Here is a 22873-nt window from a genome sequence, read left to right as displayed (position 1 = left end):
CGAGCTCGACGAGCGGTTAGGCTTCGATCTTCTCGCCGCGGCCGGCGCGGAGCTTATTCAACCGATCCTTGAGGGTCTGTTCGAGCTCGTCGATGGAACGGCGCTCCAGCAGCATGTCCCAGTGGGTACGGACCGGCTTGTCCTTGGAGGTGTCCGGCAGTTCGCCGTCGACCAGGAGTGCTTCCTTGCCGGTCTTGGAGACCCAGGAGAGGGGAATCTCGGCCTCGGTGGAGAACATCACGAAAACCTGCTCCCCATCGGCGCAACGGTACTCCACGCGCTGACGCGGTGCCGGCTCCACCCCGGCTTCGGTCTCCATGCTCTGTGCGCCCAAACGCATTCCACGCAGACTGCGATCGCTCATGTTTTCTCCCTACTACGTTCTGCTGCTCTTCGGCATCATCCACTGTTTACAACGCCTGGGGTGGGGTAATCATTCCCCTGAGCCCTTGGCGGAAGCCACAAAGACACCAGTATACGCGTTGCCAGCCCACGTTGTCGTTTAACGAGGTGGGGCACGAAGGGTGTTCCCTCCGTGCCCCACCATCTGGTGTTATCAGCCGTGGAAACCTAGGGCTGCTTCGGGGCGCCCGGTGCCGTGGCGGCGCCGGCCGAATCGTCACCGTCCGTGAAGTTGCCCAAGGCCCCACCAATGCCCTTGAGGGCTTCGCCGACCTCGCTGGGGATGATCCACAGTTTGTTCGAGGAGCCCTCGGCCAGCTTCGGAAGGGTCTGCAGGTACTGGTAGGCCAGCAACTTCTGGTCCGGGTTTCCGGCGTGGATGGCGTCGAAGACCTTCTCGATCGCCTGGGCTTCACCATCGGCGCGCAGGATGGCGGCCTTGGCGTCACCTTCGGCCGCGAGGATGGCAGCCTGACGCTGGCCCTCGGCGGTGAGGATCTGGGACTGCTTGGTGCCTTCGGCGGTCAGAATGGCGGCACGGCGGTCACGCTCGGCGCGCATCTGCTTCTCCATCGAGTCCTGGATGGACAGCGGCGGGTCGATGGCCTTGAGCTCCACCCGGGAAACGCGGATGCCCCACTTGCCGGTCGCCTCGTCCAGGACGCCGCGCAACTGGCCGTTGATCTGGTCACGGCTGGTCAGCGCCTCTTCGAGGTTCAGGCCGCCGACGACGTTACGCAGCGTGGTGGTGGTCAGCTGTTCGACCGCCTGGATGTAGTTGGCGATCTCGTAGGTGGCCGCCCGCGGTTCGGTGATCTGGAAGTACACGACGGTGTCGATGGAGACCACGAGGTTGTCCTCGGTGATCACCGGCTGCGGCGGGAAGCTGACGACGTTTTCACGCAGATCCAACAGCGGCAGCAGGCGGTCCACGAATGGGATCAGCAGCGTCAGGCCCGGTCCGAGCGTGCGCTGGTATTTACCCAGCCGCTCCACGATGCCTGCCCGCGCCTGCGGGACGATGCGTACCGATCGCAGGAGCACGATGATCACGAAGACCGCGAGTACTGCCAGGACTATGCCTAGGCCTGTCATTGATGGTTCCTCTTTTCCTTATGGCCCTTCGCAGGGCATTGGACTGACCAGATCCGGATGTTTCCTTCTCCGGCCGTGTCGAAGTACTAGTTCTCGTGTGGTTCCGCGGCGCGCATCGTGATGTACGCCGTGGCTCCATCGATGCTCACGACGGTTCCGTACATCCCGGGAGCCAACGCGGCGTCGTCCTGGCTTCTGACGCTCCAGGTCTCTCCGCCGATCTTGGCGCGGCCACCGAGTTTCGTGGTGGGTTCGAGCACGAGGGCGTCCTGGCCGACCAGGCGATCGACATTGGTCAGCCGGTCGGCGGGGCCCTTATGCAATTGCCGGAGGGCGATCGGTCTGATGAAGAGGATCATGGCCAGGGAAACGAGGCAGAAGGCCAGGGCCTGAAGCCAGAATTCTCCGCCGGCGAGGGCCACGACGACCCCACCGAGTGCGCCGGCACTGAGCATGATGAAGTACAGGTCCAGCGACATCATTTCGATGATCGCCAGGATCAGGAACAGTGCGAGCCAGAAGACCCAACTGTTCTCGAGGACCCATTCGAACATTTCGTCACCCGCATGCGTTGGGAGGGCGCTTGCCACCCTCGGTCCTACCATCTTGCATGATGAGTGCCGGTGGGATCGTCACCCTTGGGAGGTATGTTCGAGTCCTTCCGCTGGTCCGCGCGCTATCGACGGCGAAACACCTGCAGGCGGAAGGCGGCGGTGACCCGGGCCGGCATCGGGTGGGTCTGCAACCGGGAGCGGGTCGACGCGTCATCGTGGTGGTGGCCCGCCGGGCCCATCGTGGCCAACCGGACGGCGTCGTCCGTGGAAAGCTCCAGCGAGGAACGGATTTCCCGGGTGTGGACGGCCTCGAATTCCGGGCCCACCGCCGCGGCCACGGACTCGTCCTTCCCTGCCGCGATGCCGAGCAGCCCCAGGGGCACCGTGGCTTCTGCCAGATGTCCGGGCAGGGGAGTGGCCACCAGGGCCAGCCCGCCCGGGGCGATGACGCGGGCAAATTCCTTGCCGTTGCGAGGGGCAAAGACGTTCAACAGGAGATCGACGCCGGCGTCGGCAACCGGAAGCGGACGCCAGAGATCCCAGACCAGCGCCCGGGTCCGGGGAAGCCTGGCGGCACGCCGCATGGCGTACCGGGAGATGTCCAGCGCAAGGGCGGGCGGCCTCTGGCCGCGGGATCCGGCCAGGGCCGAGGCCACCGCGTCGAGGTAGTACCCCGTTCCGGCGCCGGCATCGAGAAGTCGCGGGACCCGGTCCGGAAATCCCGTCAGGGCCTCCTGGGCGAGGGCGTCGGCCAAAGGTTCGTAGTGTCCGGCAGCCAGGAAGGAGGCCCTGGCCTGGACCATGGCGGCCGTATCTTCCCGAAAGGAGGTGCCCCGGCCGGTCAGGAGATTGAAGTAGCCCTGCTTGGCGGCATCGTAGCGATGCCCTGTGGGGCAGGTGAGCGTGCGCTCCCCGGAGGAAGCCGCTGCCAGGGTCCCGGCGCAGAGCGGGCAGCGCAGGGGGACCAGATCATCGCTCATGGCTATTTCCTTCAATAAGTCTTTCAGATACGCTCACGGGGTGAAACCAGATCAGTTAGAGCTCCTGACCACTGTATCCGCCCCCGCTTTGGACCCGGCCGGTCGCCGGGTGGTGTTCGCGGCGACCAGGCCCAGCTTCGACGCCGATTCCGGGGTGGGGCAGCTCTGGCTGATCGAGCTTGATGAATACGGCAGCGCCGCGGGCCCCGCGCGGAGGATCACCCGCGGGACCTCGGATGCCCAGCCCAGGTTCTCGCCCGACGGGCGGTTGATCGCCTTCCTGCGCCCCAATGGCGAGGGCGTCCCGCAGTTGGCCATCGTCGACGCCCGCGGCGGTGAACCCCGGGTGATCACCAACCGCCATCTGGGGGTGTCGGAGTTCGTCTTCTCCCCTGATGGCCGCCGGGTGGCCTTCGGCAGCCGTACCCCCGAGGAAGGACGCTACGGCACCGTGGAGGGGGTGGGCGCCGGGGCCGAGGCCCCACGCCGGATCACCGGATATAAGTACCGGTTCAACGGGCTCGGATTCGGCAACGACCGCCGGAACGGGATCCACCTCATTGAGGTCCCGGCCCCCGACGCCGAACCCTTCATCAAGCCCGTGGGCCGGGCAGCTAAGACCGTCCAGAAAGCCGCCGCGGCCCGCGAAAACGTAGAGGGGGACAGCCACACCTGCCAGGCACCGGCCGAGGGCTTCCCGGTGACGCGCCTGCTCACCCCCGCCGATGCCGATTGCAACAGTCCGGAGTTCGGGCCCGATGGCAAGCACCTGTATTTCACCGCGGCATTGCATCACGGAGCCGATGCGGATCTGCGCTCGATGATCCACCGGGTCCCGGTGGAGGACGTGGACACCTCGGCAGCGGGAGAACCCGACGTCGAATTGGTGGCCGGCTCACCGTCGGGCGATACTGTTTACGACGCAGCGACCTTCAGCCGCGACGGGGAGAAGCTGTTTCTGCTGGGTAGCAAGGTGGGGGAGTCGGGCACCGACTTCGTGGCTCATAGTGCCGCCGTCCATGTCCTGCCCACCGAAAAGATCGGGGCGGCGGAACCCACCCTCCTGACCGATCCGCAGATACTCGACTACAGCGAAAGCGGAGGCCTCTTCCCCGTGGGCTCCGGTGAGGTCGCCGCCTTGGCCCGGGTGCGGGGCAGTAGCGAACTCCATGTCATCGACGCTTCCGGTGCGACCCGGATCCTGGTTTCGGGCCCGCTGGAGGTGACCGGGGTTTCGGAGGCCGCGGACATCGTCGTCGTGTCCTATACCGACCCGGCCACCCCCGGGGAGATCGCCCTGGTGCAGGACGGCGGAGTGGTTGCCTTGACGGATTTCGCCGCTCCGTTGCGCGAGCAGACCCGCATCAGCGCACCACATGAACTGACCGTGCCTTCGGCCGACGGCTATCCGGTCCATGGCTGGCTCTATCTGCCCGAAGGCGAGGGCCCCCACCCGGTGCTGCTGAACATCCATGGTGGCCCCTACGCCCAATATGGTTGGGGTTATTTCGACGAGGCTCAGGTCTATGCACGGGCCGGATACGCGGTACTGCAGTGCAACCCACGGGGCAGCGCCAGCTACGGCCGTGCCCACGGCCTGGCCATCAAGGAGGCCATGGGCACCGTCGATCTGCAGGACGTATTGGCCTTCCTGGATGGTGCGGTCGCCGCCGAGCCGTCGCTGGATGGGAACCGGGTCGGGGTGTTGGGCGGTTCCTACGGCGGATACCTCACGGCCTGGACCATCGCCCACGACCACCGTTTCGCCGCAGCGATCGTGGAGCGTGGATTCCTGGATCCGATCTCCTTCGTCGGTTCGAGCGACATCGGCTGGTTCTTCGGTGACGAGTACACCGGGCGGGATGTGGCCGCAACGCTGGAACAAAGTCCGATGGCGAAGGTCGGGCAGGTGCGGACCCCCACCCTGGTGATGCATTCGGAAGAGGATTACCGGTGCCCCTTGGAACAGGCCCAGCGCTACTACGTGGAGTTGCTGCGGCAGGGGGTCGAGACCGAATTCCTGCTCTTCCCCGGGGAGAACCACGAACTCTCCCGCGCCGGGACGCCGTGGCACCGTCGCCAACGCTTCGAGGCGATCCTGGACTGGTGGGATCGGTACCTTCCGGTGAACCCGGCCCGCGACTGATCGTTGGTGGGCCCGGGGAGCTAGAAGCCCAGCCCCGCCCGGGCGGCAGCAATATCGGCGCCGGCCCAGCGGCTGGCGTATTCCTCGGCGCCCACCAGGCTGCGGGTCATCGCCCGATCGATGTAGACCGTTCCGTCCAGATGGTCGGTCTCATGGGCGAGGATCCGTGCCTGCCATCCATGGAATTTGCGCTGGATGGTTTCCCCGGTGGGAGTCGTATAGGTGGCTGCCAGATCGGCTGGACGCTCGACGACCGCCTGGAAGCCGCTGAAGGACAGGCACCCCTCGTAGAAGGAAGCCGTCCGCGTGCCCACGGCCTGATAGTGGGGATTAATGATCGCGAAGTACTCAAGCGATTCCCGTTCACGCACCCTGGCGATCTCGGCATCGGTGGCGAAGGTGTCCTCCAACACGGCCAGTCGCAGGGGAAGTCCGATCTGCGGGGCGGCCAAACCAACCCCGGGGGCGGCATGCATGGTGGCCCGCATGATCTCCAGCAAGGCCTCCAACACTTCCGGTTCCAGCTGACCGGTGTACTCCTGTGCTTCCATCCGCAGCACGGGATGGCCGAGTTGGACGATGGACGGCAGTGTTTCGGGCAGCAAGGTGCCGTGGTTTCCCCGGGTGGCGCGTTCGAGCATGGTCCCCACCAGATCCGCCAGCCGGCCGGGGGAGTAGGCGGCAGTTACAGATCGGTCCAGGGTCATCGAAGCGGGCTTTCCTGTTGGGAGGGGGCGGGATCGTGGAGGGAATCTTCATCGGAGGTCCCGGGAACCAGCGGTCGCAACGCCATGAGCCGGCTGCCCAGCCGGGCGGCATCGACGGGATGACCTTCCACCGCATCGGGGTCGGGCGGATCCACGCAAATCAGATCGGTGCGCACATCGCGGTCGTACAGGACGTCGATGAGGTTGGCCAGGCGCTTCCAGGCGCTGGTCGTGGCCCGGTCCGGTGCGGGGATGCCATCGATGATGACATGGTGGAAATTCCGGGCCAGGTGCAGGTAATCGGAGGCTGCCGAGGGGCGGTCGCACAGGTCGCGGAAATCGAACCAGGCCTGCCCATGGGCGGCACGTTGGGCCGTGAAGCTGTGCGTCGTGGGCTTGAGGTCGGTGATTTCGTTGTGGTGGGGGACCGCGAGTCCTGCCTGGGCCAGTTGTTCCGCCGTGCCGGGGACGATGATGTGCCCTGCCGCATAGCCGGAGAGGCGGTCTGCTTCGGTGATCCGGGCCCGGTAGTCGGTTCCGCCGTCGAGCATGACCACTTTCATACGTGACTTGATCAGTTCGATGGTCGGTTCGAAGAGGTGGTGGAAGTAGTCATTGGGCAGCAGATCGTCCGGGGCATAGTTCGAGGTCGCGATCAGCAGGATTCCCCGGGCAAAAACTGCCTTGAGTGCGCGGGCAAAGAACATCGCATCGCCGGGGTCGTGCACGTGGAGTTCGTCGAAGCACAGCACCCGTACGTCCCCTAGCAACTCGTCCAGTGCCACCTCGACGGCGGTATCACCGGCGGACTCAGCCAGTTCGGAACTATGCGCCGAGGCATGGAGATCGCGGAAGAAATCGTGGAAGTGCAGCCGGCGGGTGGCCTCGCTCTGTAGTGCCTCATGCACCAGCCCCATGAGCCATGACTTGCCGCGCCCGGGAGGGCCGTAGATGTAGAAGTTCTCCACCGACGCCGTTTTGGAGCGTCGTGAAAGCGCCCGGGCAGCGGCCGTGGAGAGGTCTCTGACCAGGGACTGCTGCTGGGGATCGAGTTCCACACCTGCTGCGTCAACGGAGGCCTGGACCCGGGCGATGATCTTCCGCACTGAATTACGCGGGCCGAACGGCAGGGGAGAGGGCCTCATCGGGCCGACTCCCGTGCTTGCGAAGTCTTCATGGGTGCATTCTACAAAGGTTGCTGCACCATTGGGTCATACGTCCTGGGCCACGCCGCCTGCGACCCCTTCCGCATTGACACGAGCCTGCTGATCCTTGTCCTGCTGGGCATCGCGGATGCCCCTTCTGACCGCTGAACGGATAGTGGTGTGAAGGAGATAGAAAAACACCCCGAGGCCGAGCGCGCAAAGGACGATGGAGTTGAGTATCGAGGCATCCATATACTGGAGTGTACTTCGTGATGACGTCCTATTGGAAACGGTTGGAAGATTGTCAAAACATACGCTCATCAGGGCCGCGACGCTGACTGACTCACCATCGATAGCCGATAAAAGCCACGACGGTGGCGCGAGCAGCAGTGCCGTGCCTGGCTATGTGGGTGCCATGAAGGACCCGGATCGTCTGGTGTTGGTGGCAGAAGCCGGCGGACAGGTGGTCGGCTGGGCAAAAACCCATGTCTGGGACCATGCCGACGGCCCTGCGTTGGCCGGACATTATCTAGGTGGCGTCACCGTCGACCCCAGGTGGAGGCGGCAGGGGATTGCAGCTCGCCTCACGCAAGAGCGGCTGGCCTGGATCTGGACCCGTAACCACGAGGCATGGTGCGTGGTGAACGCTGAAAATATTGCCTCGATCGAGCTACACCGCGCGTGGGGATTCGTTCAGGTTGCCGCGGCGGCACGGTTTCACACGACCATATTTGCTGGGGGACGAGGGCTGCTCCTTCGAGCCGAACGCCCCATTGAGAGCCCCAATCACTAGAGTTATGCAGGGGAGAGGTGGTGAGGCCAAGCAGGAATGGTCGTGGGTGTCTCGGAGCTGTGGGCCCACGGAAGGGCTTGGATTCTCCTCCGGCGTCAACCAGGAAGAACGCATCAGCCGAACGGGATGGGCATGGCGGGGTGCGGGTGGAGTCAATGGCCGTGTCGATATCTCGGGGCTCCAGATCGACCGGCGGAGTCGGAACGCGAACGATGGCGTGTGAACGCAATCTGTGACGGTGCCGGAGAACACTCCGTGAGTGAGGCCGATGCACTTGATCTCTTATCAGACCGCGGGCCGGACGCTTTATGGCGGGCGGGATGGCGCTGGCATCAAGAGGCGTCGTCCAGCAGCACATAACCCAGTGGGCACGAATGCATTTCGCCGAAGTACCTGATCAGGGCAGTCCGACCTTCACGATTTGATAAAGCGCCGATAATCTACATTATGTCAAGTAATGCTTTGCTCGGGGTTCTTCCTGTCCTTTGCCTACCCGAGTGAAACAGGCAGTCCTGCTGTCCTGTCTCACTACAGTTAGGGCAACTGTCCGCCTGTCTTGCCCAAGGTGGGCCTGCAATAGGTTTCGTCGGCCTAGAGTCGAAGCGTGGGACGTGCACTCACGGCGTCCGATGTTCGCACCGAACGAGAACCGATTCCGGGCACCCTGACGTTCAGGGAACAACACTCCCCTGCGCCCATCAATGGCCACCTCTCTGCATGCTGGTCGACGCCCTGAGAAGACGTCGTTCCCGTTGAACTTGGATGTCGCACCAAGAACCGTGGAAATCTCTTCGTAGCCATTCCGCGTCAGGTACCTTGCAGCACTTCCCTAGCATTCGCGCGTGCCCGAGCATTTGGCCCGACTACCGCGACGGCACGGGTCTCGTGATTTCTGTAGGACTCCGGCGCCATCATGAAATCAGACGACTCGCGGCACAAACCTGCGACGACAGATGTGCACACACAGCTTCGTCATCCGAGGGTCCAACCCTGCCCATCGGGGCATCGAGATCTGTGCTGAGTTCATTCCTTGTCCGACAGTCGGCTGCATAAGTCACAGCAGGGTCCTGTTGCCTGCTTGCGGGACACCAACTATTCACGGGTGAAAAGTGGCAGAAGGCCCCTGAACTTTTACCTGCGCGCGGCCACGAGGAGAGGCAGTGTGATAGCTGTTGCGATCATCCCGATGGCTACAGTCCATCCGAATGCTGAGCGAAAGTCTTCGGCAAACAGCCCGACGACCAGACCGAGCGCCAGACTCGCCAGGAACGAGATCCCTATTAGAGTGAAGGCGCTCGCCACGGGACGGTCTGCGGGGAAGATTCGGGCGAATGAACTAAACACAAGTCGATGGTAATTGCCGTATGACCTACTCGTGCTCCCCCGTCGTTGCCCAAAAGGGCTACCCGTGGACTTCAACGTCGCCCGCACAACGATTTCTTCCCCTTTTGTGTGGCGTTCTACGGGCATCCTGTCATTATTTGGCAGGGATGTGGTCTAGTCGGTCAATTCACGAGGCCACGTCACCCGTAAGCGTTCGAACACTATCCTGTCTTGCTCGGATCCAAACATCGTCGCGGGCGACGCAGTCACGTTCCCTATACCTGCGGTGCCCGCTATTCCAGCTCTCAAGGGATCCAACCCCTGGCAAGTCATCGCCGTGTTCCCTGATCTCGGAAACGAGCTCCGATGTTGCCGGTTTTGCCCCGTGCAGGACCTTGCCTAGGGGTTCGTCGGCGAGGCGAGAGGAATCACCGAAGTGCTCAACGGTGGATTCCGGGCAGGTACTTACGGCCGCCGGATGAGCGAGAGCGGATTCGGCCCAGCGGGTTTACACAGCGGTGACGTTAGGGGCATTGGCGCCGAGCGAGTGTTCCTCCATGCGCTCATTCTCCCGGCACGAGACGCATCTCTCTGGCATTACTCTGTGTTGGTGACTTGTTCGGACCTTCTGATTTCTCGGCTGCAGTCCTTGCCCTAGCCCTGACGTCAACGGGTATGCATATCCGTGAAAGCGCTCGAGGAGACGACGTGGCGAGATCCCCGTAGGCCGCCCTGACCGAGGATGAACGTGGGCCGTCCGTGACCTGATCGCATGTTGGATTTGATGGTTTGGTTCGACTGCCGAGAGATACCTGGAGCAAGCCCGTTTGAAGTCAGTTGAGTCACGCGAATAGTTTCCTGGCTATTCGTGGTCCACCCCAAGTGAGACGGGAAGACTCCACCGCCAGCACCGACTCTGGATGAAGACCGCGTTCCCTACGGGTGTCGGGCGCCGGCGCGGGGAGATCCATTCGACCTTCCAACTGCCGGTCTCCAGGCTGATTCGTGGTTTTGCCGCAACTCGGATATTCCACACCGAAACCATCAGAGTGATTGACGGTTGGAGAAACCCGCTTCGGCGGGCTGCAATGGTATGAAGGTATTCCCACGAACGGTCGTCGCGCCGCGGCCCGGTTGCGCTTCCCCGCGCCTGGAAGTGTTGGCTGTTCGGTCAATTGAGCAGGTGGAGGCTGAAATGAGCAATGCTGAAGAGCGAGGGTTGGTGGTTCGCCCCAGCCGATTTGGCCACGGGGAAACCCTCAGGTTGTTGACCGCTGCGATTGCCCATCACGGGGCCACGTTGTTTGCGGTCATTGATCACGCTGCCAACGCAGCCGAAGTTGATTTGGAGCTCCCCCCGACCGCCGTGGTGATCTTCGGCAATCCCGCGGTCGGCACACCGCTGATGCGCGGAGAGCCGGACCTGGCCCTGGACCTGCCCAGCCGAGTACTCGTCCGGGAGGACGCGACCGGCATGGTGGAGGTTGTCTACCTCGATCCAGCCCGTCTCGCTGAACGGCATGGGTTGGAGAGCAATCAGGTCAAGGGGCTCGTCGGGCTGACTGCGATCGTCGATGAAGCCCTGGGGTCCCGCTAACGCCGTTGCTTAAACCGTCTGGAGGGGCGGAGGGGCCGTGATGACGGAGCGTCCGTGCAGGGTCCTGGTCCGCGGACCCCCGGATTCTGGGGCGTGGTAACCTCCAGATTCGTCTACTATGACGGGCGTTTCTCCGGTCAGCTCATACGAATGGTGGCCCAAAACGCCCCTCGAAGGAGCAGGAAATGCCTACTGGACAAACTTTCGTCGTTGTCGGTGCCGGGCAAGCCGGCGGGACTGCTATTCAGAAGTTGCGTGCAGAAGGCTTTGACGGGCGGATCGTGCTCGTCGGCGCCGAATCCCACCTTCCCTATGAGCGGCCACCGCTGTCGAAGTCCTATCTGAAAAATGAAGGATGGCTCTCGCATAAGTCATTGCTGGGCCAACAGTGGTACGACAAACAAGAGGTCGAGGTCCGTCTCGGGACTCGAGCTGTAGCGCTGCGGAGCGACGATCACCAAGTGGTTCTCGACGACGATACGACGCTGGACTACGACAAGATCCTGATCGCAACCGGATCAAGTGCCCGACGATTGAAAGCGCCCGGTGCCGAACTTGCCGGTGTGCACTACCTGAGAACCCTTGAAGACTCCGAAGCGTTGGGTGCCGCCTTGGACAACGCGCCGAACGTCGTGATCGTCGGTGCGAGCTGGATCGGACTGGAAACTGCCGATGCCGCTCTGCAGAAGGGATGCCGGGTCACCGTGATCGGTCCGGGCGAAGCCCCGCTCGAGGCATCCATGGGAACGCTCCTGGGCGGGTATTTTGCTGACGTGCATCGAAGCCATGGCGTCGAATTCGAACTGGGGCGTCGTGTGGTCGGGCTGGAAGGCGCTGAAAGCGTCGAATCCGTCGTCGTCGACGACGGCACAAAATTTCCTGCCGACGTGGTGATCGTGGGGGTCGGGGCCGTTCCTGAGTCTGGATTTCTCGAGGAGCGGTTGCTTGCCGAAGACGGCGGCATCCGTGTCGACTCACGGATGCAGGCCGAGGCGCCCGATGTCTTCGCCGCTGGCGACATCGCTAGCGTGGCCAACCCCCTCTATGGCCGGCAAATGCGGGTCGAGCACTGGAATAATGCACTAATGGAGGGAAAAATTGCCGCACATTCAATGCTCGGACAGTCCTCCGATTTCGACCCGGCACCCTTCTTCTTCACCGACCAGTACGACCTTGCCTTGGAGTACGCCGGACGAGTGGATGCCAGGAGGGCCGATGATCCGGTGATCCGCGGGGATCTTGCTGCCGATCGGTTCCACGCTTTCTGGCTTGTTGACGACGTGGTTGTCGCTGGTCTGCATGTCAACGCGTGGGATGAGGGCATCGAACCGGTCCAGGAGTTGATTCGTTCCCAAGCCCGGGTGGATCCAGCTGAACTAGCCAATCCAGCAGTGCCTCTGACGCAATTGGTGCAGGCGTCCCGACCCTAGGTATTTTCCGCCCATGACCCGGGGCCGGCGCGCCGCCCGGTTCCGGGGGAACAAGTCAGTGGGGTTCAGCGGCTCAGGCCGGTTCCACGCGGAGCCCGGTCGAAGACGGGGGGATGATTCTTCGGCGGGGGCACTGCTGGCGACGGCGCCATCAGGTTGTCGCAGAGCGTCAGGGGCGGTGTTGCACGATGTTGACGACGGTGCCGTCGGGCGCACGGACCAGGAATCTGCGGACTCCCCAGGACTCGGTGTTCAAGGGATGCACGATGTCGTACCCCAGTTCCAGGGCCTCCGAGTAGGCCGCGTCGACGTCGTCCGTGTGGATCGACATCTTTGAATCGACCGGGGAGGTCTCGTCCCGGGTGACGAGTTGAACATTGGCTCCACTCAGCGGTGAGGTGAACCGGGCCACCCAACCCAGATTGAATTCCTCATCGGCCAGACCCAGGAATCCGGTGTAGAACGCCTTCGCGGCCTCTATGTCCTCCACCGGCACATTGGGGGTGATCTTGAGCGAATGCATGGGAACCTCCACGTGGATCGTTACCGTCGATCCTCCACCGAAGGCCGGCCCCTGTCGAGGGGCGTCGGCCTACCTCTTCTTCCTCAGCCGGTTCTCCGCTGGGTGTACGCTTTCACGGTCCTCGGCCCCACGGCCGGGACCACACCGACCCTCGGGGGGAAATAATGGAAGATGCCATCGCGACCGGAATCATCATGGCGGTGATCGGCATGCTCATCGCCGTGCTGGGTGGGCTCGGGCGCGCCCGCCGGCTACCGGCCAGCGCGATGATCGGGATCCGGTTGCCGGCCACGAGGGCCTCCGACGACGCCTGGGAAGAAACCCATGTTGTCGCCGGCCCATGGCTGATGCTGGCCGGGCTGGTCCCCTTCCTTACCGGAATCCTCATCCTGATCCCGGGCGCAAGCATGCCGGAGTGGACCGTCCTGGGCGCTTATGCGGCGATGGTCGTCTTCGTCATCGTTGGTGCGGTGCTCGGTGTTCGGGCTGCCAATGCGGTGAACAGCCCTAGCTAGTGGCGAGCACGGCGATGCCCGTGCAGGCGCAGGCCCACAGAACACTGGCAAAGGTGCCCAGGATGAACCGTTCGGCGGCGCCGTCCTTGCCGAGTTCGGCATAGCGTCCAAGCCCCTTGACCGCGAGCACGATCGCCAGACCCTCCGGCCATCCGCACCAGAGCGTCACGGAGATCGCCGTCCGCTCGAGCACGCCGATCCACGCGCCTCCCTGCAGCACGACTTCGCCGTGGAAATCTGCCGGACCGGTGGCGGAGGCCTCAGGCGGAGGTGGCAAATACGAGCGGTCCCCCGAAGCCCGGGTTCCTTCAGCGCGCAGATCGGCAGCGACGGAGCGTTCCGACAGGCGCAGGATGCTCATGGTCACCGGTCCCCCGCCGACGGCTGCCGCGACGACGGCGAACGAGGCGGCCGCTCCCCACGCGATGCCACCCGTGCCTGCCGCGGCCAGGAGGGCCGCCGCGGCCAACAGGGCCAGCTGGACCGACGCCGTGAGGTAGAGCCAGCGGTTCGTGCTTCCGCGAAGACGACGGAAATACTGCGGGAGCCCACACGCTCCGGCCAGGATCAACAAGACCAAAACAGGCATCCGCTACTCCCCTTCCCCGAATTGTGTGTTGTACCGGGCCAGGGCCACCCCGGCCTGCTCGGCCAGTTGGCGGCACGGGAGCCATAGTCCGGTGGCGAGACGGCTGGAAACCGCTTGCTGGGTGATCCCCAGGCGCAGGGCGGCTTCATGCTGCGAGAGGCCCTGGTCGATGAGCAGGCCCGCAGCCCAGGAGGCTTCGGTGCGTCGGCCATTGACCTCGGCGACCAGCTGGAGTTCGGCTTCGAGGCGTTCCGCCTCTCCCCCGCGCCCCGAGACCGCAACGGAGGCCGGGGCGTGCTTGGCGCGTTCGACGGCGTCGCGGGCTGCTTCAAAGGCCTCGCCGGAGCCGGCGCGCGTCTGTTGGGGTAGCGGGGATTTCACGCTCCCCACCCCCAGGCCCACGCTCCACCGAGCGCTCCGGGCCACCTCCAGGAGTAGGCGCACGGCTGCTACGCCGTCATCCATGACGCCCTGCAGCTCGTCCCCCGCGGTACGCTCGAAGGCTCGGAGCACCGGGAAGTCGGCATTCAACCGGGCCACCAGAACTTCGACCCGGTCGGGGTTGTGTCGTGAATCCCGTTGGTCGATGGTCAAGACGATCATGCCAACAAGGATAAAGCTTTGTAGTTACATATACAAGACTGATGGCTTGTCTGAAGAAGTCGGCGGCTTTTGATCTCGATAGACTGTCAGCCATGCGCAATGTTCGACAATGGATTCCACTACTCGTCATCGATCTGCTGCTGGTGATCATCTTCGCCGTGCTGGGCCGTCGCTCGCATGCCGAGGGGTTGGACCTCGCCGGAATCCTCGGGACGGCCGGCCCGTTCCTGATTTCCTTGCTGGTCTTTTCAGGCATCACCGCTCTCTGGCGGGAGCCTCATCGGATCTGGCCGCATGGGGTGATCACCTGGGTGGGAACCGTCGCATTGGGGCTGATACTCCGGATACTCTTCGGGGCAACCGCCGCGGTGCCGTTCATCATCGTGGCAACCGTCGTGCTCGGGGCGTTCCTCCTCGGCCGCAGACTGGTTTCGGGTCTTTTGGTCCGTCGCAAGGTGCACTCCGCTGGTGCTGTGAACTAGGGTCGAAGCACGAAACAAGTACCGGACGCCGCCGGTACCGGAAGGTGGAGGGACACGAGATGATCACCGCGTTTGTCATGATCCAGACCGCAGCGGACCGCATCCCGGAATGCGCGCAGGAAATCTCCGAACTGGAGGGGATCAGTGAAGTCTATTCCGTGGCCGGTGACTCGGATTTGATTGCCATTGCCCGGGTCCGCAACCACGAGGATCTGGCTGAGGTCATCGCCAACAGGCTCTCCAAGGTCGACGGCGTCGTCGAAACCACCACGCATATTGCCTTCAGGTCATATTCCCAACACGACCTCGACGCGGCGTTCTCGCTCGGGCTCGAATAGACCACGGGGGTCGATCCCCCAAGCGGGACCCGGTGCGGCGTCGGTCGCACCGGGTTCTTCCGCGACTACCCCCCGACGGCCGTGGAGGCGATCCAGCGGCTGAGAACCTGATGAGCGGCACCGGAGTCGATGGCCTCCTCCGCGCGCCTGGCAGCGGCCTCCAGACGCTCTGTCAGACTGCCTGTGGCCAAAAGGTCGAAGGCGACCAGGCCGGCCGCCGCATTCAGGACCACCGCGTCGCGGACCGGCCCCCTGGCACCGTCGAGGACTTCGTGGACGACGGCGGCGTTGTGTCGGGCATCCCCGCCGCGCAGATCGTGCAGCGTGGCCCGTTCCAGGCCGAGATCCCTGGCATCCAGGACCGAGGCAGCCACCGAGCCGTCACGGACCTCCCAGACGTGGTTCGCCGTGGTCGTGGTCATCTCATCCAGACCGTCATCGCCCCTGAAGACCAGGGCCCGGGAGCCCCGGGAAGCCAGGACGCCCGCCATCAGCGGGGCCATGCGTTCATCGGCGCAGCCGATCGCAGACGCGGTAGGACGTGAAGGATTCGTCAACGGGCCCATGAAGTTGAACGCCGTCGCGACCCCCAACCCCGAGCGGGCCGCTGCGGCAAAGCGCATCGAGGGATGGAACATCTGGGCGAAGCAGAAGGTGATGCCGGCTTCATCGAGGATCGTGCCCAACCGTTCGGCCGGGGCGTTCAACCGAACCCCGAGGGCCTCGAGGACATCGGCGGAACCGGAGGAAGAGGAAGCGGCTCGGTTTCCGTGCTTGACCAACCGCGCCCCGGCCCCCGCGCACACCAACGCGGCCATCGTGGAGATGTTCACGGTGTTGTGACGATCGCCACCGGTGCCGACGATATCGAGCTTCTCGCCCGGAATTTCCAGCGGCCGGGCATTGGCGATCATGCCTTCGACGAGTCCTGCCAGCTCCTCCACCGATTCACCCTTGGCTCGAAGAGCAACCAGAAAACCAGCGATATGGATGTCGGAGGCATTTCCGCCCATGATCTCACCCATCGCCCACGTCGCATCCGCGGTCGAAAGATCGTCTCCGCGGATGAGGGAGGTGAGCATAGTTGGCCAATTCGGGAACTCTGATGGCGTAGAAATCGTTGACACGCACCTAGGTTATCTACGTTTTGTAGAAAGTGCGGAATTGTTTCTCCCTTGATATTCCGCGGAACTTAGGCCTGACCCGGCCAAAAAGAAGCGACTCGGCCTCGAATGCATTGGTGTCAGGAGCACTTTTGTAGCCATAATGGCTCTGTGACAACTGCGACTCATAACCTCAATGCCCAGGCGCACCCTGCGCCTAACCGTCCCAACATGGTGTCGGTCGGAACCGTCGTCTGGCTTTCCAGCGAGCTGATGTTCTTCGCCGCGCTATTCGCCATGTACTTCACACTCCGTGCTGCCTCGCCGGAGTTGTGGGCGAACGAGACCTCCAAGCTGAACGTCCCGTTCGCACTTATCAACACGCTCATCCTGGTTTCCAGTTCCTTCTCTTGCCAGCTCGGTGTCTTCCGCGCCGAGGATCTCCAGCCGCGTCGCCTCGGCGGCCTGCTGAACTTCCGCAAGTGGGGAATGGTCGAGTGGTTCATCCTCACCTTCATCCTCGGGGCGATCTTCGTCTCGGTGCAGGCGTTTGAATACACCGAGCTGGTCCACCATGGCGTGTCACTGAGCTCCAACGCCTATGGCTCCGCCTTCTACATCACGACAGGCTTCCACGGCCTGCACGTGGCCGGCGGACTGATCGCCTTCGTCCTGATCATCGGGCGAGCGTACGTGGCCAAGAAGTTTGGTCACTTCGAGGCAACTTCCGCCATCGTCGTGTCGTACTACTGGCACTTCGTCGACGTTGTGTGGATTGCTCTGTTCGCGATCATCTACTTCCTGAAGTAGCACCGGCCTCCCAGGCACCCAAGCATCACCAACCAAATCAAGTGAGGAACCAGCAAGTGAAGGCTCTTTCGCAAAGGCGCCGCCATCCGCTCGCCGCCGTAGCGCTGCTTTTGATGGGCCTGCTCATCACCGGCGGCCTGTACGCCGCGGCGGGCAGCGTCAATGAGGCCAAGGCCGCTACGACCTATAGCGCCAGTGACGTCGATGAAGGCAATAAGCTCTTCGTCGCCAACTGCGCCACCTGCCACGGCATGAATGCCGAAGGCACGACCGATGGCCCCTCGCTTGTAGGTGTCGGCGCCGCAGCCGTCGACTTCCAGGTTGGCACCGGACGCATGCCAATGCAGATGCAGGGGCCCCAGGCCCAGGCCAAGCCGAAGCAGTTCGGCGACGAGGAAACACAGAAGCTCGCAGCGTACGTCGCATCCCTCGGCGCCGGTCCCGCAGTGCCGGACGACGAGGCAGTCGACACGACCGAGGGCAACTCGGCCGCTGGTGGCACGGTCTTCCGCGTCAACTGTGCCATGTGCCACAACGCCGGTGCCGCCGGCGGCGCACTGACCCGTGGCAAGTTCGCTCCCGGGATCTCCGATGTCAGCAGCAAGCACATCTACGAGGCCATGGCGACCGGCCCGCAGAACATGCCTGTCTTCAACGACTCGAACATCACCCCCGAGGAAAAGCGTGACGTCATCACGTTCCTCCAGGAAATCGATGCACAGGGCTCCGCCGGCGGTGCCAGCCTCGGCTCCCTCGGCCCGGTCTCCGAAGGCCTCCTCATCTGGACCGGCGGCCTGGCCATCGTCATCGCCTTCACGATCTGGCTGACCTCCCGGCCGTCCTGATCCGGCGCTGCGGGCCACGGCCCGCACACCACACTTCGTACCAAGGAATTTTGAGAAAAGGATGAGAGAGAACATGGGCGACCATAGTCACGGCAGTCCGAACGATCCGGGCACCGTTGCTAAGGCCGGTCAGGGCTCCGTGGAAAGTTTCCAGGACCCGGGCCTGCCCCCGCATCGGCCGCGTCTCGCCGACGTTGACCCGCGCGCCGCTAAACGGGCTGAACGCCAGGTAACCCTGCTGTTCGTGGTGTCCATCCTGGGCACCGCACTGTTTTTCGTCGCCTACTTCGTCGTGGGACGCACGAGTACATTCAGCGGCATCCGGCTGCAGAACACCCTGCTGGGTCTGGGCACCGCATTCGCGATGATGGGCATCGGCGTGGGGATCGTGCACTGGGCCAAGACCCTGATGCCGGACCACGAAATCACCGAAATGCGCCATGAGATCCGCCCCGAGGCTGAACGCCAGGAAGCGGAAGCCATGATCGGCGACATCCTCGACGAGACGGGCATCAAGCGCCGTCCGCTGATCCGCAACTCGCTGATCGCCGCCGTGGCATTGGCTCCGATTCCGGCCATCTTCATGTTCCGCGACCTGGACCGCACCGGCGCCACCGCCAATGAGATCGTCGACCGGTTGCGTTACACGATGTGGGACAAGGACACCAAGCTCGTCCGGGACCCCTCGGGCACCCCGATCAAGGCCTCGGATGTCCAGATCGGTTCGGCATTCCACGTGATCCCCGAAGGTCTAGACGACACCGAGGATCCGCTGAACGAGAAGGCCAAGGCAGTTGTCCTGCTCATGCGTCTTGATCCGCGGGAGATGGAAATCTCCCCGGAGCGCGAGACCTGGCACCACGACGGCATCGTGGCCTACTCCAAGATCTGCACCCACGTGGGTTGCCCCGTTGCCCTGTATGAGCAGCAGACGCACCACCTGCTGTGCCCGTGCCACCAGTCCACCTTCGACCTCACGCAGGAATGCAAGGTCATTTTCGGTCCGGCCGGTCACGCACTTCCGCAACTTCCGATTACTGTCGATTCGGAGGGCTACCTGGTCGCCCAGAGCGACTTCCATGAGCCCGTCGGTCCGAGCTACTGGGAGCGTGGCTAATCATGTCCTCAACTACTGAGTACCGTCCCAAGACCTCGACCGGCAAGATTGCGAACTTCGTTGACACCCGTGTCGGCGGTTCGGCCATGGTCAAGGAATTCGGTCGCAAGATCTTCCCCGACCACTGGTCGTTCATGTTCGGCGAGGTGGCGTTGTACACCTTCGTCATCCTGCTGATCTCCGGAACGTTCCTGACGTTCTTCTTCGATCCCTCGATGGCCCACACCGTCTACGAAGGCAGCTACAACCCGCTCAAGGGCGTCCACATGTCGGTGGCCATGGCCTCGACGATGGATATCTCCTTCGACGTTCGTGGCGGGCTCTTCATGCGCCAGGTCCACCACTGGTCCGCGCTGCTGTTCGTGGCAGCCGTATCGGTGCACATGCTCCGGGTGTTCTTCACCGGGGCCTTCCGCAAGCCGCGCGAGCTGAACTGGGTCGTCGGAGGCACCTTGCTGATCCTCGCGATGGCAGCCGGTTTCACCGGCTACTCGCTGCCGGACGACCTGCTCTCGGGCAACGGCCTGCGCATCATCGACGGTGTCATCAAGGCACTGCCGGTCGTTGGTACCTTCATCTCGGCCTTCCTGTTCGGCGGGGAATTCCCCGGAACAGCGATCATCGGGCGCCTGTACATGATGCACATCATGTTGGTTCCCGCGTTGATCCTGTTGATGATCGGCATCCACCTGTTCATGGTCGTCGTGCACAAGCACACGCAGTACCGCGGCCCCGGCCGGACCAACGACAACGTCGTCGGCTTCCCGGTTGGCCCGGTCTACGCCGCGAAGGCCGGTGGGTTCTTCTTCATCGTCTTCGGCATCGTTGCGCTGATCTCGGGCTTCTTCCAGATCAACCCGATCTGGAACTACGGACCCTACGACCCCTCCCCCGTCTCGGCCGGTACCCAGCCCGACTGGTACATCGGTTGGGTTGATGGCGCCCTGCGTTTGATGCCTGGTTATCTGGGCAACTTCAGCTTGGAATGGATCATCCCGTTCCCGTGGGGCGGAAACAACCTCATCCTGAACGTGCTGATCCCGATGATTCCTGCAGCAATCCTCATCGGCGCCATGTTCGCGTGGCCGTGGATCGAACGATGGGTCACCAAGGACGACCGCGAACACCACCTGCTGGACCGTCCGCGCAACGCCCCGTTCCGCACCGGTGTCGGCGTGGCCGGCGTCATCTGGTACTGCGTGATGTGGTGCGCGGCCTCCTCGGACCTCATCGCCACGCACTTCCACGTGTCACTGAACGACGTGACGTACTGGTTGCGGGTGCTGTTCTTCCTGGGACCGATCCTCGGGTTCATCGTGGCCCGCCGCATCGCCCTGGCGTTGCAGCGCAAGGACCGCGAGATCGTGCTGCACGGCCGTGAGGCCGGCGTCATCCAGATGTCGCCCGAGGGCGGCTTCTCGGAGCAGCACGCCGAGCTGGACGTCTACAAGCGCTATAAACTGGTTGCCTTCGAATCCCACGAGGTCATGCCGGCGGAAGCCGACAGCACGGGTCATGTCAGCCGCGGTGAGAAGGCGCGTGGTGCGGTCTCGAAGTTCTTCTTCGAAGATCGTGTCGCACCGGTGACCCCGTCCGAGCTGGAGGCCGCCCATGGCCACCACGCCCCGGCCATCGAGGAGTCGTCGGAAGACGCATCGATCGATCGCTAGACACTAGCGGCTTCGGCACCACGAGGGACCCCGACCTTTGAGGTCGGGGTCCCTTGTGTTGCATCCACCTCCCGTGCCGAACGCCTCGTCCCCGTGGATCCCTGGCACTGAATCGAAGAACGGGGTTCCGCTCTGTACCGGGTGCATAGCCGGTCGGGGTCGAGGTCAGCCCCGATGGCGGTGGGGATGTTGGGGTGCCGCGCGATCGCTTCCGGACGCCTCGGGGAGGGATGAAGGCGGCACTCCCCCGCTAGCAGTCCTCAGATTAAGCCGGCCGGGCGGGAGCCCGTGCGGTCGTGACGTTGGCCCGGTGCATCGGATGCCGCCGGTTCCGAAGGGGCGCCGTCACCGTACCGTATCCCCGCACGGTCCCAGGGGGCTCCTGTGGGCCCGGGGCCGGTCAGTGCGTCAGAGGGAGCGGGGCTGGCGTGTCCCGGGCCTCTGGAGCGGCACGAAGAGCTTATAGCGGTCCGCGCGGTAGAGCGAGACGGAATAGTCCACGAGCTCGCGTTTGACGTAGGCATGGCGTTGGATCTTCAACAGCGGGGTACCCGCATCGACCCCCAGATGCTTTGCGTCGTGATGGGTCGCCGCCGTCGCCTCGACCTGGTCCTCGCCCCACTGCATGACCAGCCCGTACCTCTCGTTCAATGAGGCGTATAGCTGTCTGGGTGCCGGATCATCAAGGAACCCCGGAACCCGGTGGGAGGGCAGGTAGTTCTCGTCCAAGTTCATGGGCAGGCCGTCGGCCAACAGCAGGCGACGCAGACGGACCACGGGGGTACCGTCATCCAATTCCATTTCGCGGGCCAGTTGACCGGTGGCGGGGACCTCGTCGAAACGGAGGACCCTCCCCGTGGGGACCATCCCGCGGCGGACCATCTCCTCGCTGTAGGAGGTCAGCTTGACTTGGAGATCGACCTTCGGGAAGGCGGCGAACGTCCCGACACCGACGATGCGTTCGAGCACGCCGTCGTCGACCAGTGCATCGATGGCATTCCTGATGGTCATCCTGGCGACCCCGAACTGTTCGGTCAGCTCGCGCTCGGAAGGAATGGCCCGGCCCGGGTCGCAGACCGCCGTGGCATGGTGGCGCAGGATTTGTTTCACCTGCTCATGCTTCTTCAGCGGCGATGAGGCATCCAGGGTTCCGGCAACCGGAACGGGCGGTCTATGCGACATGCGGTACCCACCATTCATCAATGTGCTTCTTGGTGACCATCCTACCGTTGCCGCCGCAGGACCCTGCGGGGCCGTGGGCGCACAAAAAGGGCGGTTCCCTCCTGGAGGAAGGAACCGCCCCTGATGACGTTGGACCGTTGCCTAGTGGGCGTGGTCTCCGCGGCTGAATTCGTAGACCCAGCCGACCAGCGCGATCACACACAGGCCTGCGCCGATGTAGGTGACCCAGAACCCAACGGCGATGCCGAGGAATCCGGTGGCGGCGGCGGTGCCCAGGACGAGCGGCCACCAGCTCCACGGAGCAAAGGTTCCGATGACACCGGCGTTCTCGTGGATTTCGCCGTCGACGCGATCCTCGGGCCGGTCTCCGACGCGCTTGGCGGTCGAGTACAGGTAGAAGCCGACCATCAGGCCGAGTCCTGCGCACAGTCCCAGGGCCAGGATGCCGACCCATTCATTCCAATCGGTCATGATGCCGTAGAAGACCATCACCGGGACGAAGAACAGGAACAGGACGAGGAAGAGTCCGGTTTCAACTTTCATGGCTACACGTCCTTCTGGTCTGCGGGGCCGAACACCGAGGCTGCCATGGCCGTGGGCGTCACCCGGGCCGAAAGCTCCGGATGGTGCAGGTCCAGGGCAGGACGTTCGGAGCGGATCCGCGGGATCGAGTGGAAGTTGTGCCGCGGCGGCGGGCAGGAGGTCGCCCATTCCAGCGAAGCACCGAAGCCCCATGGATCATCGACCTCGACGCGCTTGGCCGATCGGGCGGTGATCCAGACGTTCCAGAAGAACGGGATCATCGACAGGCCCAGGATGAAGGCGAACACCGTGGAGAACTGGTTCATGGTGGTGAAGCCGTCCTCGGGCAGGTAGTCCGCATACCGGCGCGGCATGCCGATCACACCGAGCCAGTGCTGGATC

General features: G+C 63.7%; 24 protein-coding genes and 1 pseudogene. 11 read left to right on the top strand and 14 right to left on the bottom strand.

Annotation, left to right across the window (positions count from 1 at the left end; translation table 11 throughout):
* Positions 1-16 precede the first annotated feature (16 nt).
* The 4 genes from ACT3S6_RS08990 to ACT3S6_RS08975 all read right to left on the bottom strand — a co-directional run bounded on the left by ACT3S6_RS08990 (position 17) and on the right by ACT3S6_RS08975 (position 3031).
* Complete coding sequence (locus ACT3S6_RS08990) at positions 17-364, bottom strand: RNA polymerase-binding protein RbpA (protein WP_444554673.1); 348 nt, start codon at positions 362-364, stop codon at positions 17-19.
* A 206-nt stretch (positions 365-570) separates the two neighbouring features.
* Positions 571-1497, bottom strand: a complete 927-nt coding sequence (locus tag ACT3S6_RS08985; protein ID WP_444554672.1) for an SPFH domain-containing protein — start codon at positions 1495-1497, stop codon at positions 571-573.
* 86 nt (positions 1498-1583) lie between these two features.
* Positions 1584-2051, bottom strand: a complete 468-nt coding sequence (locus ACT3S6_RS08980) for an NfeD family protein (RefSeq protein ID WP_444554671.1) — start codon at positions 2049-2051, stop codon at positions 1584-1586.
* A gap of 122 nt (positions 2052-2173) precedes the next feature.
* On the bottom strand, positions 2174-3031 hold the full coding sequence (locus ACT3S6_RS08975; protein ID WP_444554670.1) for a putative RNA methyltransferase: 858 nt from the start codon (positions 3029-3031) through the stop codon (positions 2174-2176).
* A 40-nt stretch (positions 3032-3071) separates the two neighbouring features.
* Here ACT3S6_RS08975 and ACT3S6_RS08970 point away from each other — a divergent pair, with 40 nt between their 5' ends.
* Positions 3072-5177 carry a prolyl oligopeptidase family serine peptidase gene (locus ACT3S6_RS08970; protein ID WP_444554669.1) on the top strand — a complete coding sequence of 702 codons (2106 nt, stop codon included), beginning with the start codon at positions 3072-3074 and terminating at the stop codon, positions 5175-5177.
* 20 nt (positions 5178-5197) lie between these two features.
* On the opposite strand, the gene ACT3S6_RS08965 is transcribed toward ACT3S6_RS08970, so the two are convergent.
* The 3 genes from ACT3S6_RS08965 to ACT3S6_RS08955 form a co-directional block, all read right to left on the bottom strand.
* Positions 5198-5884, bottom strand: coding sequence for a peptide deformylase (locus ACT3S6_RS08965; protein ID WP_444554668.1), 687 nt, complete (start codon positions 5882-5884; stop codon positions 5198-5200).
* Positions 5881-7029, bottom strand: a complete 1149-nt coding sequence (zapE, locus tag ACT3S6_RS08960; RefSeq protein ID WP_444554667.1) for a cell division protein ZapE — start codon at positions 7027-7029, stop codon at positions 5881-5883. The genes ACT3S6_RS08965 and zapE overlap by 4 nt, the downstream gene beginning before the upstream one ends.
* A 66-nt stretch (positions 7030-7095) precedes the next feature.
* Positions 7096-7281, bottom strand: a complete 186-nt coding sequence (locus tag ACT3S6_RS08955; RefSeq protein ID WP_444554666.1) for a hypothetical protein — start codon at positions 7279-7281, stop codon at positions 7096-7098.
* Between the two features lie 49 nt (positions 7282-7330).
* Between ACT3S6_RS08955 and ACT3S6_RS08950 the strand changes: the two genes are divergently transcribed.
* The 3 genes from ACT3S6_RS08950 (at position 7331) to ACT3S6_RS08940 (ending at position 12172) form a co-directional block, all read left to right on the top strand.
* Positions 7331-7822 carry a GNAT family N-acetyltransferase gene (locus tag ACT3S6_RS08950; RefSeq protein ID WP_444554665.1) on the top strand — a complete coding sequence of 164 codons (492 nt, stop codon included), beginning with the start codon at positions 7331-7333 and terminating at the stop codon, positions 7820-7822.
* A 2518-nt stretch (positions 7823-10340) separates the two neighbouring features.
* Positions 10341-10742 (top strand): DUF302 domain-containing protein, encoded by a 402-nt coding sequence (locus tag ACT3S6_RS08945; RefSeq protein ID WP_444554664.1) that lies wholly within the window; start codon positions 10341-10343, stop codon positions 10740-10742.
* A 185-nt stretch (positions 10743-10927) separates the two neighbouring features.
* A complete protein-coding gene (locus ACT3S6_RS08940) occupies positions 10928-12172 on the top strand; it encodes an NAD(P)/FAD-dependent oxidoreductase (RefSeq protein WP_444554663.1) in 1245 nt (414 codons plus the stop codon).
* A 169-nt stretch (positions 12173-12341) separates the two neighbouring features.
* On the opposite strand, the gene ACT3S6_RS08935 is transcribed toward ACT3S6_RS08940, so the two are convergent.
* Positions 12342-12695, bottom strand: a complete 354-nt coding sequence (locus ACT3S6_RS08935) for a VOC family protein (protein WP_444554662.1) — start codon at positions 12693-12695, stop codon at positions 12342-12344.
* Positions 12696-12859: 164 nt separating this feature from the next.
* Here ACT3S6_RS08935 and ACT3S6_RS08930 point away from each other — a divergent pair, with 164 nt between their 5' ends.
* On the top strand, positions 12860-13210 hold the full coding sequence (locus ACT3S6_RS08930) for an SdpI family protein (protein WP_444554661.1): 351 nt from the start codon (positions 12860-12862) through the stop codon (positions 13208-13210).
* Here ACT3S6_RS08930 and ACT3S6_RS08925 read toward each other — a convergent pair.
* Complete coding sequence (locus ACT3S6_RS08925; RefSeq protein WP_444554660.1) at positions 13203-13799, bottom strand: hypothetical protein; 597 nt, start codon at positions 13797-13799, stop codon at positions 13203-13205. The genes ACT3S6_RS08930 and ACT3S6_RS08925 overlap by 8 nt on opposite strands.
* A gap of 3 nt (positions 13800-13802) precedes the next feature.
* Complete coding sequence (locus ACT3S6_RS08920) at positions 13803-14402, bottom strand: hypothetical protein (protein WP_444554659.1); 600 nt, start codon at positions 14400-14402, stop codon at positions 13803-13805.
* A gap of 92 nt (positions 14403-14494) precedes the next feature.
* Between ACT3S6_RS08920 and ACT3S6_RS08915 the strand changes: the two genes are divergently transcribed.
* Both ACT3S6_RS08915 and ACT3S6_RS08910 read left to right on the top strand, forming a co-directional pair.
* Positions 14495-14884 (top strand): DUF3054 domain-containing protein, encoded by a 390-nt coding sequence (locus tag ACT3S6_RS08915; RefSeq protein ID WP_444554658.1) that lies wholly within the window; start codon positions 14495-14497, stop codon positions 14882-14884.
* Positions 14885-14943: 59 nt separating this feature from the next.
* A complete protein-coding gene (locus ACT3S6_RS08910; RefSeq protein ID WP_444554657.1) occupies positions 14944-15222 on the top strand; it encodes an Lrp/AsnC family transcriptional regulator in 279 nt (92 codons plus the stop codon).
* Between the two features lie 65 nt (positions 15223-15287).
* On the opposite strand, the gene trpD is transcribed toward ACT3S6_RS08910, so the two are convergent.
* Positions 15288-16304 carry an anthranilate phosphoribosyltransferase gene (trpD, locus tag ACT3S6_RS08905; RefSeq protein WP_444554656.1) on the bottom strand — a complete coding sequence of 339 codons (1017 nt, stop codon included), beginning with the start codon at positions 16302-16304 and terminating at the stop codon, positions 15288-15290.
* A gap of 192 nt (positions 16305-16496) precedes the next feature.
* Here trpD and ctaE point away from each other — a divergent pair, with 192 nt between their 5' ends.
* The 4 genes from ctaE to qcrB all read left to right on the top strand — a co-directional run bounded on the left by ctaE (position 16497) and on the right by qcrB (position 20767).
* Positions 16497-17135: an aa3-type cytochrome oxidase subunit III gene (ctaE, locus tag ACT3S6_RS08900; RefSeq protein WP_444554655.1), complete on the top strand. Its 639-nt coding sequence runs from the start codon at positions 16497-16499 to the stop codon at positions 17133-17135.
* Between the two features lie 56 nt (positions 17136-17191).
* Positions 17192-17980, top strand: a complete 789-nt coding sequence (gene qcrC / locus ACT3S6_RS08895) for a cytochrome bc1 complex diheme cytochrome c subunit (protein WP_444554654.1) — start codon at positions 17192-17194, stop codon at positions 17978-17980.
* 73 nt (positions 17981-18053) lie between these two features.
* Positions 18054-19097 carry a cytochrome bc1 complex Rieske iron-sulfur subunit gene (gene qcrA, locus ACT3S6_RS08890; protein WP_444554653.1) on the top strand — a complete coding sequence of 348 codons (1044 nt, stop codon included), beginning with the start codon at positions 18054-18056 and terminating at the stop codon, positions 19095-19097.
* A 2-nt stretch (positions 19098-19099) separates the two neighbouring features.
* Positions 19100-20767 (top strand): cytochrome bc1 complex cytochrome b subunit, encoded by a 1668-nt coding sequence (gene qcrB / locus ACT3S6_RS08885; RefSeq protein ID WP_444554652.1) that lies wholly within the window; start codon positions 19100-19102, stop codon positions 20765-20767.
* Positions 20768-21175: 408 nt separating this feature from the next.
* Here the strand turns inward: qcrB and ACT3S6_RS08880 are convergent, their stop codons facing one another.
* From ACT3S6_RS08880 to ACT3S6_RS08870, 3 genes and pseudogenes are all read right to left on the bottom strand, one after another.
* The gene (locus tag ACT3S6_RS08880) at positions 21176-21949 is read right to left on the bottom strand and encodes a GntR family transcriptional regulator (RefSeq protein WP_444554651.1); all 774 of its coding nucleotides are present in this window, start codon (positions 21947-21949) and stop codon (positions 21176-21178) included.
* A gap of 141 nt (positions 21950-22090) precedes the next feature.
* On the bottom strand, positions 22091-22492 hold the full coding sequence (locus ACT3S6_RS08875) for a cytochrome c oxidase subunit 4 (protein ID WP_444554650.1): 402 nt from the start codon (positions 22490-22492) through the stop codon (positions 22091-22093).
* 2 nt (positions 22493-22494) lie between these two features.
* Positions 22495-22873: pseudogene (locus ACT3S6_RS08870) on the bottom strand (cytochrome ubiquinol oxidase subunit I); the annotation flags it as partial.

It is taken from the genome of Arthrobacter sp. AOP36-C1-22, from assembly GCF_052377515.1.
GTDB lineage: Bacteria > Actinomycetota > Actinomycetes > Actinomycetales > Micrococcaceae > Arthrobacter_H.
Note: the sequence above shows the minus strand (reverse complement) of the source record. Positions and strands in the feature narration are given on the sequence as shown.